General features: G+C 68.5%; 12 protein-coding genes. 10 read left to right on the top strand and 2 right to left on the bottom strand.

Annotated features, from left to right (window positions below; translation table 11 throughout):
• Positions 1–163: 163 nt before the first annotated feature.
• Entirely contained in the window at positions 164–4,042 is a 3,879-nt protein-coding gene (locus tag BCY76_RS02475; protein ID WP_070161741.1) for a multifunctional oxoglutarate decarboxylase/oxoglutarate dehydrogenase thiamine pyrophosphate-binding subunit/dihydrolipoyllysine-residue succinyltransferase subunit, read from the bottom strand.
• Between the two features lie 311 nt (positions 4,043–4,353).
• Here BCY76_RS02475 and BCY76_RS02470 point away from each other — a divergent pair, with 311 nt between their 5' ends.
• The 5 genes from BCY76_RS02470 to BCY76_RS02450 all read left to right on the top strand — a co-directional run bounded on the left by BCY76_RS02470 (position 4,354) and on the right by BCY76_RS02450 (position 11,653).
• Positions 4,354–5,859 (top strand): GuaB1 family IMP dehydrogenase-related protein, encoded by a 1,506-nt coding sequence (locus tag BCY76_RS02470; RefSeq protein ID WP_085437125.1) that lies wholly within the window; start codon positions 4,354–4,356, stop codon positions 5,857–5,859.
• Positions 5,860–6,109: 250 nt separating this feature from the next.
• Positions 6,110–7,516 carry a hemolysin family protein gene (locus BCY76_RS02465; RefSeq protein ID WP_070161739.1) on the top strand — a complete coding sequence of 469 codons (1,407 nt, stop codon included), beginning with the start codon at positions 6,110–6,112 and terminating at the stop codon, positions 7,514–7,516.
• Positions 7,513–8,589 (top strand): hemolysin family protein, encoded by a 1,077-nt coding sequence (locus BCY76_RS02460; RefSeq protein ID WP_085437124.1) that lies wholly within the window; start codon positions 7,513–7,515, stop codon positions 8,587–8,589. Before BCY76_RS02465 ends, BCY76_RS02460 begins: the two co-directional genes overlap by 4 nt.
• A 143-nt stretch (positions 8,590–8,732) precedes the next feature.
• Positions 8,733–10,712: a metal ABC transporter solute-binding protein, Zn/Mn family gene (locus BCY76_RS20620; RefSeq protein ID WP_085437123.1), complete on the top strand. Its 1,980-nt coding sequence runs from the start codon at positions 8,733–8,735 to the stop codon at positions 10,710–10,712.
• Complete coding sequence (locus BCY76_RS02450; RefSeq protein WP_139827572.1) at positions 10,709–11,653, top strand: metal ABC transporter permease; 945 nt, start codon at positions 10,709–10,711, stop codon at positions 11,651–11,653. The genes BCY76_RS20620 and BCY76_RS02450 overlap by 4 nt, the downstream gene beginning before the upstream one ends.
• Before the next feature lie 37 nt (positions 11,654–11,690).
• On the opposite strand, the gene BCY76_RS02445 is transcribed toward BCY76_RS02450, so the two are convergent.
• On the bottom strand, positions 11,691–12,134 hold the full coding sequence (locus BCY76_RS02445) for a Fur family transcriptional regulator (RefSeq protein ID WP_070161734.1): 444 nt from the start codon (positions 12,132–12,134) through the stop codon (positions 11,691–11,693).
• A gap of 184 nt (positions 12,135–12,318) precedes the next feature.
• Between BCY76_RS02445 and BCY76_RS02440 the strand changes: the two genes are divergently transcribed.
• From BCY76_RS02440 to BCY76_RS02420, 5 genes are all read left to right on the top strand, one after another.
• Entirely contained in the window at positions 12,319–13,560 is a 1,242-nt protein-coding gene (locus BCY76_RS02440) for an extracellular solute-binding protein (protein WP_070161732.1), read from the top strand.
• Between the two features lie 184 nt (positions 13,561–13,744).
• A complete protein-coding gene (locus BCY76_RS20195; protein ID WP_336581753.1) occupies positions 13,745–14,509 on the top strand; it encodes a carbohydrate ABC transporter permease in 765 nt (254 codons plus the stop codon).
• Positions 14,502–15,473, top strand: coding sequence for a carbohydrate ABC transporter permease (locus BCY76_RS02430; RefSeq protein WP_237089920.1), 972 nt, complete (start codon positions 14,502–14,504; stop codon positions 15,471–15,473). The genes BCY76_RS20195 and BCY76_RS02430 overlap by 8 nt, the downstream gene beginning before the upstream one ends.
• A gap of 34 nt (positions 15,474–15,507) precedes the next feature.
• Entirely contained in the window at positions 15,508–16,041 is a 534-nt protein-coding gene (locus BCY76_RS02425; protein WP_070161730.1) for a hypothetical protein, read from the top strand.
• The gene (locus tag BCY76_RS02420; RefSeq protein WP_085437122.1) at positions 16,038–17,630 is read left to right on the top strand and encodes an alpha-N-arabinofuranosidase; all 1,593 of its coding nucleotides are present in this window, start codon (positions 16,038–16,040) and stop codon (positions 17,628–17,630) included. Before BCY76_RS02425 ends, BCY76_RS02420 begins: the two co-directional genes overlap by 4 nt.
• The last annotated feature ends 12 nt before the right edge of the window (positions 17,631–17,642 follow it).

Genomic DNA, 17,642 nt, shown 5'->3' with positions numbered 1-17,642 from the left:
GGCCGGCGGACACCGACTTTTCCTCCCCTGACGTTACCGCGTCCGAGCCGCCGGGCCGGCCTCGGACGCGCCACGGGGACAGATCGTCGCGGCCCCGGAACGACGGAGGCCGCCGACCCGGTCTCCGGGTCGGCGGCCTCACTCGCTCAGCGGCGATCGTCGTTCACAGGTCCAGGTGCGGGAAGGCCTGGGCGAGCAGCGTCTCCAGCTCCTTGGCGTGACGCCGGGCCTGACCGACGGACGTGGCCGCGGACTCCCCGCGGGAGACCAGCTGAAGCTCCTGGTCGAGCAGCGGCACCAGGCTGAGCCCCAGGAAGGGCCAGGGACCCTGGTTGACGGGCTCGTCCTGCGCGTAGATGAACTCGGCGTCGGCGGGGTAGGAGTCCAGCTCCTCGCGCAGCTGGTCCACCGGCAGGGGGTAGAGCTGCTCGAGCCGCACGATCGCCGTCGTCTGGTCGTCGTGCTTGGCCCGCGTGGCCACGAGGTCGTAGTACAGCCTCCCCGAGGTGATCAGCACGCGCTTGACCTGGGACTTGTCGACGCCGTCGTCTCCGATGACCTCACGGAAGGTGCCGGTGGTGAAGTCCTCGACGGAGTTCGCGGCGGCCTTGAGACGCAGCAGCTGCTTGGGGGAGAACACCACCAGCGGCCGGCGGGGCCGTGCCACCGCCTGACGGCGCAGCAGGTGGAAGTAGTTCGCACCGGTGGAGGGCATGACCACGGTCATGTTGTCCTCCGCGCACAGCTGCAGGAAGCGCTCCGGCCGACCGGAGGAGTGGTCCGGGCCCTGGCCCTCATAGCCGTGCGGCAGCAGCATCACGACCGAGGAGCGCTGGCCCCACTTCTGCTCGGCGGTGGCGATGAACTCGTCGATCACCGTCTGCGCGCCGTTGACGAAGTCGCCGAACTGGGCCTCCCACAGCACCAGGGCCTGGGGGTTCTCCACCGAGTAGCCGTACTCGAAGCCCAGGGCCGCATACTCGGAGAGCAGCGAGTCGTAGATGAAGAACCGCGCCTGGTCCTCGGTCAGGTTCTTCAGCGGGTACCACTCGTCGCCGTTGACCCGGTCGTGGAACACCGCGTGCCGCTGGACGAAGGTCCCGCGCCGTGAGTCCTGACCGGCCATGCGGACCTCGATGCCCTCCATCAGCAGCGAGCCGAAGGCCGCGATCTCGGCGAAGCCCCAGTCGATGCCGCCTTCGCGGGCCATCTTCGCCCGCTTCTCCAGCAGGGACGTCAGCTTCGGGTGGGCGGTGAAGCCGTCCGGGATGTTGGTGTGCACCTCGCCGATGTGTGCCAGCGACTCCTCGGAGACCGCGGTGTCGTCCGCAGCCCGGATCGGGGTGTCCTCCTCCAGCTCCGAGGCCGTCGGGGCGACGATGTCGCCGCCGCCGCTGGGCACGCTGACGGTCGAGACCGGCTGGGTCTGGGCCGCGTGGGTCTCGGTGAAGACACGCTCCAGGCGCTGGCGGAAGTCCTGCAGAGCCTGGTCCGCCTCGTCCTGGGTGATGTCGCCACGACCGACCAGATTCTCCGTGTAGAGCCGACGGGTCGACCGCTTGGCCTCGATGAGGTTGTACATCTTCGGCTGGGTCATCGCGGGGTCGTCGCCCTCGTTGTGGCCACGGCGGCGGTAGCAGACGAGGTCGATCACGACGTCCTTGTTGAACCGCTGCCGGTACTGGAAGGCCAGCGAGGCCACACGCGCGACCGACTCCGGGTCATCCCCGTTGACATGGAAGATCGGGGCCTGGATGGCCTTGGCCATGTCCGTGCAGTAGGTCATCGAACGGCCCGACTGCGGCGCGGTGGTGAAGCCGACCTGGTTGTTGACCACCACGTGGACGGTGCCGCCGGTGCGGTAGCCGCGCAGCTGGGACAGGTTCAGCGTCTCGGCGACCACGCCCTGCCCGGCGAACGCGGCGTCGCCGTGCACCAGCAGCGGCAGCACCGAGAAGGAGCTCAGGCCATCGGGCCCTCTGTCCAGGCGGTCCTGCTGGGCACGCACGATGCCTTCGAGCACCGGGTTGACCGCCTCCAGGTGGGAGGGGTTCGCAGCCAGGTAGACGCTGGTCGAATTGCCACGGTCAGAGGTGAACGAGCCGCGCGTGCCGAGGTGGTACTTCACGTCGCCCGAACCGATGCCCGCCTCGCGGCCCTCGAACTCGCGGAAGATCTGCGCGTACGTCTTGCCCGCGATGTTGGCGAGGACGTTGAGACGACCTCGGTGCGCCATGCCGATGGCCACCTCGTCGAGTCCCTCGTCGGCGGCTTCGGAGAGGATCACGTCCATCAGCGGGATCAGCGACTCGCCGCCCTCCAGGGAGAAACGCTTCTGCCCGACGAACTTCGTCTGCAGGAAGGTCTCGAAGGCCTCGGCGGCGTTGAGGCGTCCCAGGATGCGGAACTGCTCGTCACGCGACGGCTTCGAGTAGGGGTGCTCGATCTCGTCCTGGAACCACTGGCGTTCCTCCGGAGACTGGATGTGCATGTACTCGATGCCCGTGTTGCGGCAGTAGGTGTCCCGCAGCACGCCGAGGATGTTGCGCAGCGGCAGCATCTGCTTGCCGCCGAACCCTCCTGTGGGCCAGTCGCGGTCCAGGTCCCACAGGGTCAGGCCGTGAGACTCGATCTCGAGGTCCGGGTGCTCCCGCATCCGGTACTCCAGCGGGTCCACCGAGGCCATGAGGTGGCCGCGCACCCGGTAGGCGTGGATCAGCTGCTGGATCCGGGCGACCTTGTTGATCTGGTCCTCAGGGTTGACCTGGATGTCAGCCGACCAGCGGACGGGACGGTACGGGATGCGCAGCGCCTCGAAGATCTCGTCGTAGAAGCCGTCCTCGCCGAGGAGCAGCTGGTGGATGGTCTTCAGGAACTCGCCGGAGCCGGCGCCCTGGATCACCCGGTGGTCATACGTGGAGGTCAGCGTGATGACCTTGGAGACGGCGAGCTTGTTCAGCGTCTTCTCAGAGGCGCCCTGAAACTCGGCCGGGTACTCGAGGGCACCGACGCCGACGATGCAGGCCTGCCCCTGGGAGAGCCGGGGCACGGAGTGCACGGTGCCGATGCCGCCGGGGTTGGTCAGGGAGACCGTGGTGCCGGCGTAGTCGTCGGGCGTGAGCTTGTTGTCCCGGGCGCGCTTGACGACGTCGTCGTAGGCCGCCCAGAAGTCGGTGAAGCTCATGTCCTCGGCGCCCTTGATGTTGGGCACCACCAGGGCGCGCGTGCCGTCGGGCCGGGGCATGTCGATCGCGAGCCCGAAGTTCACATGCGCGGGCTGCACGGCGGCGGGCTTGCCGTCCTTGACGGTGTAGGTGACGTTCATCGACGGGTGGGCGCGCAGCGCCTTGACCATGGCGTAGCCGATGATGTGGGTGAAGGAGACCTTGCCGCCCCGGGTGCGCTTGAGGTGGTTGTTGATGACCACGCGGTTGTCGATCAGCAACTTCGCGGGCACGGCCCGCACCGTGGTCGCCGTCGGCACGGACAGGGAGGCGTCCATGTTGGCGGCGATGGCCTTGGACATCCCCTTCAGGACGGTGACCTCGTCCTGCTTCGTCTCCTTCGGCGCCTCGTCGCCCCGCGAGTCGGAGGGCTCGGAGGGGATGGGAGTGGTGCCGGAGTCCTTGGACTTCTTGGTGGTGGGCTGCTTGGGCGCCACGGGGCGGGTGCCGGTGGGGGACTTCTCCGTGGCGGGCTTCTGCTGGTGCTCCGGCTCGGCGGGCGTGGCCGTCATCGGGGTGCTCTCCTGCCGGGAGTCCTGCTGGTTCGTCGCAGCGGCCCGACGTTCGGCTGCGGTGCCGTTGCCGGAGCCGCCGGCCGGGGTCGACGAGGCGGAGGAGGCGGGGGCGGAGCTTCCGGAGGCGCCGTTGCCTGCCTGAGCGTCTTCGGCGGGGGACTCGCCCTCGAGTCGACGGAAGATGTCAGCCCACTTGCGGTCCACGGAGTCCGGGTCCGCCTTGTACTTGTCGTATATGTCGGCGACCAACCATTCGTTTCCGGGGAACTCCTCCGCGAGACGGCTGGACGTTAGCTCTGGCACTGTGGATACGCCTCTTCCATATGTGTTGTGTCGGTTCGCCGCACCGTGCGCGTGCATGTCCGGCCGAGATGCTCGGCCGGCGGTGCGATATTCCCACCAGGAGGGTCACGACGACGGCGTCCTCGCCGTCCGCCGGGCTCTCGCCCCGGCTGGCCGGAGACCCTCTCGGTCACCTCGTCCCAGCATAGTGACTTTCCTGACGGAGCCGCCACCGTGCGCGGTATCGTGTCTGATGCCGTGCGACACGTCCTCAGAGGGGCGGTGTCCCCGCGGCGCGAGCGCGAGACCCCGAAGGGCGGACGACCACCCCCATGAAGTTCCTCAACGAGCCCACCACCGACCTGACGTACGCCGACGTCTTCCTCGTCCCCTCCCGGTCCGAGGCGATGTCGCGGATGGAGGTGGACATCTCTGCCGACGACGGCACCGGATCGACCATTCCGCTGGTCGCGGCGAACATGACGGCGGTGACCGGCCGGCGCATGGTCGAGACGATGGCGCGCCGCGGCGGACTCGGAGTGCTGCCTCAGGACATCCCGCTGGAGGTGATCCGGCAGGTCACCGAATGGGTGAAGTCCTGCCACCCGGTCTTCGAGACGCCGCTGAAGGTCGGCCCCCAGGACACGATCCTCGACGTGCTGCACCTGTTGGACAAGCGGAACCATCGTTCGGTCTGCGTGGTGGACGAGGACCTGCGCCTGGCGGGGATCGTCACCGCCGAGGACGGCGAGGGACGTGACCGCTTCTCCTCCGTCGGTTCGGTGATGCGCATGCCGCAGGTGCGGTTCACCACGGCCGAGCTGGGGCTTCAGGATCAGGCCGGCGCCCAGGACGCCGAGGCTCTGGACGCCGGGCTCCGGCAGGCCTTCCTGGCCATGGACGAGCTCGGCTGCGACTACGCGCCGGTGACCACCTCCGACGGCACCCTGGCCGGCGTGCTGACGCCGCGCGGTGCGCTGCGCTCCACCCTCTTCGCCCCCAACCTGGACTCGGCGGGACGGCTGAAGGTCGCCGCCGCCGTCGGGATCAACGGGGATGTCGCGGGGCGGGCGGAGTCGCTGCTCGACGCCGGTGTGGACGTGCTGGTGGTCGACACCGCCCACGGCCACCAGCGCAAGATGTTCGAGGCGCTGCGGGCCGTCCGCGCCGTGGTGGACTCCCACGCCGAGGGCGGTCTTACGGTCCCCGTGGTCGCGGGCAATGTGGTGACCCCTGAGGGGGTGCGCGACCTGGTCGCCGCCGGCGCGGACATCGTCAAGGTCGGGGTGGGGCCCGGGGCGATGTGCACCACCCGCATGATGACGGCCGTGGGGCGGCCGCAGTTCTCCGCGGTGCTCGAATGTGCGGCCGCGGCCCGCGAGCTGGGACGGCACATCTGGGCGGACGGCGGTGTGCGGCACCCGCGGGACATCGCACTGGCGCTGGCCGCCGGTGCCTCGCAGGTCATGGTCGGCTCCTGGTTCGCCGGGACGTTCGAGAGCCCCGGTGATCTCATCGCCGAAGCCGACGGGCGCCGGTACAAGGAGAGCTACGGCATGGCCTCCGCCCGGGCCGTCCAGCATCGCACCGCCGGTGAGGACGCCTTCTCCCGTGCTCGGAAGAGTCTCTTCGAGGAGGGGATCTCCACCTCGAAGATGTACCTGGACCCGCAGCGGCCGGGTGTGGAGGACCTGCTGGACTCGATCACCGCCGGGGTGCGTTCGTCGATGACCTATGCGGGCGCCCGGGATCTGCCGCGCTTCCGCGAGCAGGCGGTCGCAGGTGTGCAGTCGGCGGCAGGCTACGAGGAGGGCAAGCCGGTCCCCACGACGTGGTGATCCGGGCGGCGGAGGCGCAGCGCCGGGGGACGCAGTGGTGCGGCCCCGGCGTCCCGCGCTACACTGCGAAGTCTTATGGAGTGTCGACAACCGGGCTCGCGCCTGATTCTCACTGTTCCTGCTCGCCTTCCGGTCCCGTCCACCGGTTGCAGGGCCTCGGCCCGCAGCCGTTCCGGACCACCCCGCTTCCCCGACCGTGCTCCGGCGTCCGTATGCCGGTCCGCGGAGTCGCGGAGGTGCAGCTGACCCCGTGGAATGGATTCTCCTGGGCGTCGGACTCCTGCTCATCCTGGGCACCGGATTCTTCGTCGCCGTCGAATTCTCCCTCGTAGCCCTCGACCAGCCGACGGTCCAGCGCGCCATCGACGACGGCGATCGCCGGGCGGTGCCGCTGATGCGCTGCCTGAAGTCGCTGTCCACCCAGCTGTCGAGCTGTCAGCTGGGCATCACGCTCACCACGCTGCTGACCGGGTATGTGGCCGAACCTGCCCTCGGGGTGCTCCTCGCCGGTCCGTTGGACATGCTGGGCGTGCCCGACCAGGCGGTCGGCGCCGTCTCGCTGACGATCGCCATGGCGATCGCGACGCTGGTGACCATGCTCCTGGGCGAGCTGGTCCCGAAGAACCTCGCCATCGCCGAGGCCTTCGCGATCGGGCGTGCGCTGGCCCGCCCGCAGCTGGTCTTCACCGCGATCTTCCGCCCGCTGATCGTGGTGCTCAACGGATTCTCCAACCAGGTCCTCCACCGCTTCGGCCTGGAGGTCAAGGAGGAGCTCTCGGGCGCCCGCACCCCGGAGGAGCTGTCCTCGATGGTGCGCCGCTCCGCCATGCTGGGCACCCTCGACGAGGGCACCGCGGCCTATCTGGACCGGACCCTGCGGTTCTCGGAGCGCACAGCCGCGGACGTGATGTCGCCGCGGCCGCGTATGGTGACCGTGGACGCAGAGGCCCCGCTGACCGAGCTCATCGATGTCGCCCGGCGCACCGGCTACTCCCGGTTCCCCGTGCTGGGGGAGTCCGTGGACGACGTCCGTGGCATCGCCCATCTGAAGAAGGCCGTGGCCGTGCCGCGTGACAAGCGCGCCGGGTTGGTGGCCGCGACCGTGATGACCGAGATCACGCGGATCCCTGAGACCATCCATCTGGACTCGCTGCTCTCGGTGCTCCGGGAGGCTCCGCTGCAGGTCGCCGTCGTCGTCGACGAGTACGGGGGCACGGCAGGCGTCGTCACCCTGGAGGACCTGATCGAGGAGATCGTCGGTGAGGTCGCCGACGAGCATGACCGGCTCACGCCCGGAGTGCTCCAGGCCGCTGACGGAGACTGGTACTTCCCGGGGCTGCTCCGCCCCGATGAGATCAACCCCCAGATCCTCGAGCTGGACATCCCTGAGGACCCGGCCTACGAGACCGCTGCGGGTTTCATGCTCGACCGCCTGGGCCGCGTGGCGGGCGTGGGTGACGAGACCGAGGTCGAAGGCGGCAGGCTCGTCGTCGCGGGGGTCGACGGGCGCCGGATCGACAGGATCCGTTTCGTCCCCGATCCCGAGGCCCGTCGGATAGCCGCCGAGGCCGCCGCTGAGCGTGCCCGGCGGGCAGCGGCGGAGCGTGCGGAGCACATGCGCGCCGCCGCCGACCGGAACGGAGGTGACCCGCGATGATCTCCGACGTGATGGGGATCGTCTGGCTGGTCCTCCTGCTTGCGGGCAATGCCTTCTTCGTCGCCGGCGAGTTTGCGGTGATGAGCGCTCGACGCAGCCAGATCGAACCGAAGGCGGAGGGCGGTTCCACGGCCGCGCGGACCGCTCTCTATGCCATGGAGCACGTCTCGCAGATGTTGGCGATCGCTCAGCTGGGCATCACGGTCTGCTCGCTGCTGATCCTGCAGGTCTCCGAGCCCGCCATCCATCATCTGCTGACCGAGCCGCTGATGTGGCTGGGCCTGAACCCGACGGCGGCCTCCGTGGCGGCCTTCCTGGTGGCGCTGGTGATCGTCTCCTTCCTCCATGTGACGCTGGGGGAGATGGTGCCGAAGAACTTCGCCGTCTCCGTGGCGGACCGCGCGGTGCTCATGCTGGCGCCTCCGATGGTCGTCCTCTATCGGATGCTCAAGCCGGTGATCGTCCTGCTCAACGTCTCGGCGAATCTCGTGCTGCGTCTGTTCGGTGTAACCCCCCGTGACGAGGTCGTCTCGACGTTCACGCTGGAGGAGATGCAGTCGATCGTGGCCGAGTCGACCCGCGGGGGGACGGTCCATGACGACGCCGGCGTCATCGCCGGTGCCCTGGTCTTCGGCGACTACACGGCGGAGTCTGTGATGGTTCCTGTCGAGGATGTGGTCACCGTGCCGGCCGACGTCACACCGAAGCAGGTGGAGAAGGCGGTGGGACGCACGGGCTTCTCGCGCTTCGTCGTCGTCGACGGGGGCGGTGAGATGACCGGGTACGTCCACCTCAAGGACGTGATGAGCCTGCCCGAGTCCCAGGTGGGGGAGCCCATGCCGGTGACGGCGGTCCGATCGCTGGGCAACATGGCCCCGGCGGACGAGATCGAGGACTGTCTGGCCCAGATGCAGCGCACGGGCTCACACCTGGCCCGTGTCATCGACGCCGGCGGCGAGACGCGGGGTGTGCTCTTCCTGGAGGACGTCCTGGAGGTGCTGGTGGGGGAGATCCACGACGCCACCCAGTCTCGGGATTCACGCCGCCGGCACCGGGTCGGCGAGGACGGCTGAGGGCGTGCGGGCGGACCACAGAGGACGGCACTCACTGCGCAGATGAGATTTGTTCTCAACATCGAGCAGGCGTACGCTGTAGTGCGCCGCGGGCATGCAGCTGTCCGCCGGTCGACCCACCCTCCGAGATAGAGAGTCCGACCATGACCCTGAGCCGTTCTGCAGACTCCGCGCCCGCCGTGACCGTCGCTGGCCGAGCGTCCGGACTGACGCGCGTCGGCACCCTGCGTGCCGCCGGGCTGCTGACGGCGGTGACCCTGACCCTGACTGCTTGTGGGGGCGGCGGCGAGACTGCCGACGACGTCAGCTCCAGCGACGGTGAGGACACGGGCCTGGTCATCATCGCCTCCACCGACGTCTACTCGTTTCTGGCGGAGAAGGTCGTCGGCGACACGGCCGAGGTGGACGCCATGGTGGACAACCCGGCGATGGATCCGCACTCCTATGAGGCCACTCCGCAGGACCGCCTGAGCATCGAGAAGGCCGATGTGATCATCGCCAACGGCGGAGGCTACGACCCCTTCATCACCCGGCTGGCCTCCTCAGCGGGCAAGGACGACCTCGTCTACCAGGTCATCGACGGGGAGAACCATCACGCCCACGAGTGGACGGGCAGCTATGAGAACGAGCACGTCTGGTACGACCTGTCCCTGATGGCCGAGGTCGTCCGCGACTTCGGCGAACACATGAGCGACCTCGCCCCGGAGAACGCCGACCTCTACGGGGAGAATGCTGAGTCGACCGCGCAGCAGCTCGAGGAGCTGGATGAGCGCAACCGCGCCCTCGGCGCCGACGGGCTCGGCTTTCTGGCCACAGAGCCCGTCTCGCAGTTCCTGCTGCTCGACGCCGGCTTCGACGATCTCACCGAGGAGCAGTTCCTGGCGGCGGTGGAGCACGGCGACGACGTCGCACCGCGCATCTATCAGGACGCGCTCGACACGGCCACCGGTGATGACATCGACATGCTCGCCTACAACGAGCAGACGGAGACCAACCAGTCTCTGCAGATCCGCCAGGCCGCTGAGGATGCCGGGGTCCCGGTGTCGAGTTCTCCGAGACCCTCCCTGACGACATCGACGACTACCTCGAGTGGATGGAGCACAACATCGACCAGGTCGAGGAGATCGTGGAGGCAGCCGGTGAGTGATCGCGCCGGTGCCTCGGCGGCGCTGTCCCTCGACGGCGCCGGCATCGCCTTCCATGGCCGCACGCTGTGGGAGGGGCTCGACCTGGACCTGTCCCCGGGGGAGTTCCTCGCCGTGCTCGGTCCCAACGGGGCCGGCAAGTCCACGCTGTTGAAGGTCCTCCTGGGCCTCCAGCGGCTCAGCGCCGGCGACGTCCGTGTGGCCGGCCGTGCCGTGCGCCGCGGCAGCAGCGACGTCGGCTACATCCCTCAGCAGCACGCTCTGCCGGCGGAGACGCCGTTGCGCGCTCGCGACCTCGTCGCACTCGGGCTGGACGGGCACCGTTTCGGCTTCCGGATGCGCCCCCGCGCCCAACGCCGCCGGGTCGACGGGCTTCTCGAGGAGGTCGGCGCCACCGAGTATGCCGACATGCCGGTCGGGCTCCTCTCCGGGGGCGAGCAGCAGCGCCTGCGCGCCGCCCAGGCCCTGGCCTCCGATCCCGCTGTGCTGCTGTGCGACGAGCCCCTGCACTCCCTGGACCTCCATCATCAGCAGGCCATCACCGACCTCATCCAACGTCAGGCCACGGAGCGTGGCGCCGCCGTCGTCTTCGTCACCCATGAGATCAATCCGGTCGTCGAGCATGTGGACCGGGTGCTCTACATCGCTCGCGGCAGACATCGGATCGGCCCGACCCGTGACGTGATGCGCTCCGAGGTGCTCAGCGAGCTCTACGACGCACCCATCGACGTGATCGAGCATCGAGGGCGTCTGGTGGTGATGTCCCATCATCTCGAAGGCCACCACTGCGCGCCCGGTCACAGTGCCGACCCGAGCGCCGCTCACGGCGGAGAGCCCGGCGGCCTGGCGCCGGAGGACCCGCGGGTCGGCGTCGGGCCCCACATCCACGACGACGACCACGAGACCCATCAGCATGCCGCCCCGCATGACGTCGCCGAGCGTGCGACGCCCGGCCGCAGGACAGGAGCCGCCCGATGATCGAGCAGATCTCCTCCTCGTTCAGCACCGACGGCTATTGGGAGCTGTTCGGCCTGGTCCGCAACTCCGTCATCACCGCTGCGGTCCTCGGCCTGATGGGCGGGGTCATCGGCGTGCTGATCATGCTGCGTCGCACAGCCCTGGTGGTGCATGGGATCGCGGAGATCTCCTTCGCGGGCGCGGCGCTGTTCCTGCTCATGGGCCTGGACGTCGTGCTCGGCTCGGCCATCGGCGCGGTGGGCGTTGCGCTGCTGATCGGCGTGCTGAGCCTCAAGGACAAGGACACCAGTGCGGTGACCGGTGTGCTGATGCCCTTCGGCCTGGGGCTGGGCATCCTGTTCCTGTCGCTGTATCAGGGTCGTTCCGCCAACCGCTTCGGCCTGCTCACGGGGCAGATCGTCGGCGTGGACGATATGCAGACCCGCACGCTGGTGATCGGTGCCCTGGTGATCACCGCGGTGGTCGCCCTCCTCTGGCGGCCTCTGCTCTTCTCCTCGATCGACCCTCAGCTCGCCCAGGCGCGGGGGGTGCCCGTCAATGCCCTGTCGCTCGTGTTCATGGTGCTGCTGGGCGGGGCAGTGGCGATGTCCGTCCAGGTCGTGGGCGCCCTGCTGGTGCTCTCCCTGCTCGTGGTCCCTGCCGCGGCGGCCCTGAAGGTCACCGCACGCCCGGGGATGGCGGTGGCGCTGTCGATGGTCTTCGCCCTGATCTCCGCCGTCGGAGGCATCATGCTGGCCCTGACCGGCCAGATTCCGATCAGCCCCTACATCACCACGATCTCATTCATGATCTACCTGGTGTGTCTGTTCATCGGTCGGGGGCGACGTCTGCGCCGGCAGGAGCAGGCGGCCCGGGTCATGGCTGGCCCTGGGGGTGGCGGACCGGCCGGAGTCGGTGTCGCAGGCGAGGAGCCTTCGCCGACGGTTCCCGCACGCGCCTGACGGAGACCGGGCCGGCGCAGCCCCGGCCGGGGCCGCCTCAGGCGTTCTCGCCCTGCTCTGCCTGCCTGGCCGCGCAGGCCTCACAGAGGCCGAAGATCTCCAGGGTGTGCCGCACGTCGGTGAACCGGTGCTGCCTCGCCAGCGTCTCCGTCCATTCCTCGATGTCGGGCGCCTCGAACTCCACTGCCAGCCCGCAGCCGCGGCAGACCAGATGATGGTGGTGCTCGTCGCGGGCGCAGAGCCGATACACCGCTTCGGTGTCGTCCGGGCGCAGGACGTCCACCAGGCCCTCCTCCTGATGGGCCTGCAGGATCCGATAGACGGTGGCCAGAGAGACCTTCTCGCCGCGGTCCTCGAGGATGCGGTGCAGGTCCTGCGCGCTGACGAAGTCCTCGAGCGAGTTCAGTGCGGCCCAGACGGCCCGCTTCTGGCGGGTGGAGCGCCCCCGCACAGGGGGCGTCGTCGCGTTCTCAGCAGTCACAGGTCTCGTCCTCGCTCGGGTGAGGTGGGCTCCGGCATCCCTCCAGCCTAACAGCGGCTCACGGGGCGTCCGGGTGGCGCCGGGCCGACGAGCTGACTCCCTCGCACCCTTGACTCCGGCATGTGACCTCCACTACTTTATCGATAAATCATTGTGGTCTGCACAACACGTCGGAGGGAAGCTCATGAGACGACGATCCCGCCTGGCCGGACTCGCCGCCGCAGCCCTGGTGCTGCCGCTGGCGGCCTGCGGCGAGGGAGAAGGCGAGGAGCCGCTCCAGTTCTGGAACCTGCTCAGCGGGGACGACGGTCGCTTCATGCAGCAGATCGTCGCCGACTACAACGCCACGGACCCGGAGATTCCGGTCTCCTTCCAACCCGCGCCGCGGGACGACATGTACATGCGGATGTACTCGGTGGCCCGGGCTGGTGCTGACATCCCCGATGTCGTGCTCGTCCACAATCTGGCCATTGCGGAGCTGGCGAGCAACGAGATCCTCACGCCGATCGAGCCGCTCCTGGAGATGGAGTCCGGGCTCACCGCGGAGAACTACCTGGAGCCGGCCTGGCAGGCGGGGGAGTATGACGGGGCGCAATGGGCGGTGCCGTTGGACCTCCATGGCCTGGTCACGTATTACAACGATGAACTCCTGGAGGACCTGGATCTCGAGCACATCCTCGATGACGATCTCGTCACGGTCGAGGAGATCATGGATCTCGAGGGCCAGCTCCCTGAAGGGGTGTACGCGACGACGACCTTCTTCGCCCCCCTGCTGGTCTACAACTGGCAGTACAACATCGGCGAGGGCGTCGGGGACGGCGCCGAGGACATCGACTTCTCTGCGGAGCCCTATGTGCAGGCCCTCGAAGCCATCCAGGGCATGCAGGAGGCCGGGCTGATGGCCCCGGAGGACGCCGACTCCGCCCAGGTATTCCGCAGCGGACGTGCGCTCTTCCACCCCTCCGGGACCTGGGAGATCAGCGGCCACGACGACGTCGAGGGCTTCAGCTGGGACCTGACGCACAGCATGCAGATCGATCCGGAGAACGCCGTGAACCACTTCGAGTCCCATGCCTTCGTCCAGATGGCCGACGACGACCGCGATCCCGAGCGGGATCGAGCAGTCGCGGACTTCCTGGAGTTCGTCCGCACCCATTCGCTGGGCTGGGCCGAGGCGGGGCAGATCGTGGCCAGTCGGGACACGTTCGACAGCGAGGCCTACCAGGATCACCCCCAGTCCTTCTTCACCCGTCCGGAGAACGAGGAGCTGCTGGTCACGGACAACTTCGAGTACGCCCCCTACGTCGGGGAGGCGATCTGGGACGAGACGCCGAACGTGGCCTTCGGACGGCACAGCATCGAGCAGGCCGTCGAGCGGATGAACGAGACCACCCGGGCCCGCATCGAGATGGTGGAGGCACCATGACCACGACCACGACTGCACGAGCGCAGCGCGGCGGCGACCGCCGCGCGACCCGGCCGCCGAGCCGTCTCCCGCAGGGCCTGCGGGCCTGGTTCCGCGCGATTCCCTTCATGGGGCCTCACCTGGTCCTCTTCGCCGTCTTCGGGCTGTTCCCGGCCTGCTTCGGCATCTACGTGGCCTTCACGCAGTGGAACCTCATCGGGGATCCGCAGTGGGTCGGCCTGGACAACTTCCGGGTGCTCTTCGACACCGACCACGCCTTCCACCGCATCTTCATGAACGGCCTGTGGAACACGATCCTCTTCGTGGTCGTGGGCGTTCCGCTGCTGATCGCTGTGCCCCTGGTGCTGGCTGTCATGCTGTCCCGCAAGGACCTGCGGGGAGCCAATGTCTTCCAGGGCATCTTCTTCGTGCCCGGCCTGATCGCGGTCTCCGCCGCGGCGATCGCCTGGAACCTGGTGTTCAACCGCGAGTTCGGGCCGATCAACCACTATCTGGGCACGGACATCAGCTTCACGACGACTCAGCCTGGGCCTGGACGACGATCTTCGTGCTCACCGTCTGGGCCGGCATCGGGGGCAACCTCATCATCTATCGCTCGGCGATCTCCGCCGTGCCCCAGGAGCTCTATGAAGTGGCCTCCATCGACGGCGCCGGGGCGGTGCGCTCCTTCTTCAACGTCACGCTGCCCTCGATCCGGCTGCCGCTGCTCTACACCACGGTGATGACCACCACCGTCTCCTTCAACGTCTTCGCCCAGCCGCTGATGCTCACAAACGGCGGTCCCGCCGACAGCACCACGGTGCTGATGATGGAGGTCCGCGACCTGGCCTTCGGCGGCGGTCCCTCGATCGCGGGCGTCGCCTCCGCCATGGCCGTGCTCCTGGGGCTGGTGCTCATGGCGATCTCCGCGATCCAGTTCTTCATCATGTACAGGAGGACCGATGTCTGACACGGCCGTCATCCAGACCGACCAGCGGGCGCCCGGACGTGGCGGCGCCGATGGCGTCCCCGGGCAGCCGCACCCGGTGACGGGGCGTCCTCGGCCGGGGAAGGGCTCGACCCTCGGCAGCCCCATGCGCTCCAAGCTGGCCCTGACCATCACCTACGTGGTGCTGCTGGCGCTGGCCCTCATCTGGCTCCTGCCGGTGGTCTTCGCCCTGTCCACCTCCTTCAAATCGCCCACCGAGTTCGCCTTCGAGTCCTTCCGGCTGCTGCCGGCCCAATGGGTGGCCGACAACTACGTCTCGCTGCTCAACGATGTGGCCGGGTACCCGGTGCTGCGGTGGTTCTGGAACTCCATGTTCATCTCCACCATGCATGCGCTGCTGACCGTCGTGGTGGTGTCCATCGCCGGCTACGGATACTCCCGTCTGGACTTCCCGGGCAAGGACGTCCTGTTCTTCACGCTGCTGGCCATCTCGCTGTTCCCGGTCATCGCGAACCTCATTCCCCTCTACGAGATCGTGTCCCGACTGGGATGGGTGAACTCTCCGTGGGCGATGATCGTCCCCGGCCTGGCGGGAGTGGCGAACATCTTCCTGGTGCGGGCCTTCCTCGCCGGGATCCCCAAGGAGATGGACGACGCCGCGCGCATCGACGGTGCCGGCGACTTCCAGATCTTCTTCCGGATCGTGCTGCCCATGATCCGGCCGATCCTCATCGTCATCTTCCTGTTCGCCTTCACCGGCTCCTGGAACGACTTCCTCTGGCCGTTGATCGTGTTCAACGACGTGGACCAGATGCCCATCACGGCCGGGCTCCAGCTGCTGCAGAACATGCTGGCCGAGTACGACCGAACAGGGCAGCTCATGGCCTCGGCGGTGATGGCGATGATTCCGACCCTGATCCTCTTCCTGGTGGCCCAGAAGTACTTCGTCAGCTCGCTGAGCATGTCCTCCGGGATCAAGGGGTGAGCGCCATGGGCCTGCTCCGCCGCTCTAGGCTCCGGTGACGGACGCAGCGGGTGCGCCGTGCGATCCCTCGGACGGGCCCGCGGCGCATGAGGCACCTGTCCGTGGTGAACGTCCGCCGCGTCGCCGCGCAGAGCGGGCGCTGCTGGCCGTCGCCGCCGGATGGAACGGGCTGTTGGCCGTGCTGACCCTGTTTCCGTATCAGTATTGGTTCGCCTCCAGCGGCTACCAGGGGCTGGAGGACGCCGAGGCCCTCGGCTCGGCCTCCATGGTCACCGAGGTGGCCGCCGTCGTGCGCACCTACGGCATCGCCGTGCTCCTCGGGGCGCTGCTGACCGCCGTCGTCGCCTGGCGGTTGAAGCTCCAGCACAGCCGCGCGGTCACCTGGTGGCTGATCGCCTGTGTGGTCGGGACATTCCTGACCCGGGATGTGGTCAGCGTGCTGCTGTTCAGCGTCTGCCTGGCCGTCTACCTCTCGAGGTCCCGGGCGCTGCGACTCCACGCCCAGGCTCAGCGGCAGGCGGACGTGACCGCCTCCCACCCACTCACCCCCGACCAAGGAGACCGATGACCTCCCCCGTGACCTCTCCCGCGACCACTGCGGCGGGACCTGCCGACGTATCCGCACCCGACCCTGTGCCGGCCCCCGCCCTGACGGCTGTTGTCGACGTCGACGTCCCAGGCCCCACCATCAGCCGCCATGTCTACGGGCACTTCGCCGAACATCTGGGCAGGTGCATCTACGACGGGTTCTGGGTGGGGGAGGACTCGGAGATCGAGAACATCGGCGGCATCCGCGCCGATGTGGTGGAGGCGCTGCGCGCCATCGCGATCCCGAATCTGCGGTGGCCCGGTGGATGCTTCGCCGACGAATACCACTGGACCGATGGGATCGGCCCCCGTCGTGAGCGCCCGCGGATGGTCAACACTCACTGGGGTGACGTGGAGGAGAACAACCACTTCGGCACTCATGAGTTCATGGCGCTGTGTGAACTCCTCGGCACCGAGCCCTACATCTCCGGCAACGTCGGCTCGGGGACCGTGAAGGAGACCAGCGACTGGGTCGAGTACCTGACCCGCGCCGGGGACTCGCCGATGGCCCGACTCCGGGGTGAGAACGGGCGTCAGGAGCCCTGGAACGTGACCTTCTTCGGCATCGGCAACGAGCCCTGGGGCTGCGGAGGAAACCTCACCGCGGACCAGTTCAGCACCCTGGCCCGGCAGCATGCCACCTATGCCCGGGACCACGGGAAGGACCGTCTGTATCGGGTGGCCGCCGGGGGCAACGAGGCTGACTATGCCTGGACCGAGGTGCTCATGAAGCAGCTCGCGAGCGGGCTGGGAGACCCCGCACCGCGGGACCTGTACCAAGCGATCTCCTTCCACTACTACACGATGTCCGGCTCCTGGATGGACAAGGGCTCGGCCACGGAGTTCACAGACCGGGAGTATTGGGCGACGATGGCCCGCGCCCACCGGGTGGGGGAGCTGATCGCCGGCCATGCCGCTGTGATGGACGCCTATGACCCGACGAAGAAGGTCGGGCTCGCCCTGGACGAGTGGGGGACGTGGTGGAACGTCGAGCCCGGCACGAATCCCGGCTTCCTGCACCAGCAGAACACGCTGCGCGACGCGCTCGTGGCGGCAGTCCACTTCGAGGCCTTCCACTCTCACGCCGATCGTCTGCGGTTGGCCAACATCGCCCAGACGGTCAACGTGCTGCAGTCGATGGTGCTCACCGACGGGCACCGGCTGGTGCTCACCCCGACCTATCACGCCTTCGCGATGGACGTGGGTCATCATGACGCCGCCCATCTGCCCGTGCGTCCGGTCGGGGACGTCGCGCAGCGAGAAGCGGACGGGCGGGTCGTGCCCACGGTCACCGCCACGGCTTCCACGAAGGCAGGAGCCGTGACGGTGACCGCTGCGAACCTTGATCCTGATGCCGGTGCGACGGTGGAGCTGCGGCTCCGGGGCCATGGGCCGCTGGAGCTCGGCCAGGTGTCGGTCCTGACCGCAGGAGACCCTCGGGAGCACAACACGGCCGAGGAGCCGGAGCGGGTGGCGCCCGTGCCCTTCGAGGGGGCGACCTGGTCGGGAAGCACGCTGCGTCTGGAGCTTCCTCCCACCTCCTATGTGAGTCTTCGTCTGGTCGGCTGAGGCCCGGGTCCG

Origin of the sequence: Nesterenkonia sp. PF2B19, from assembly GCF_001758425.2 — a bacterium.
In the GTDB taxonomy this organism is placed as follows: Bacteria; Actinomycetota; Actinomycetes; order Actinomycetales; family Micrococcaceae; genus Nesterenkonia; species Nesterenkonia aethiopica.
Note: the sequence above shows the minus strand (reverse complement) of the source record. Positions and strands in the feature narration are given on the sequence as shown.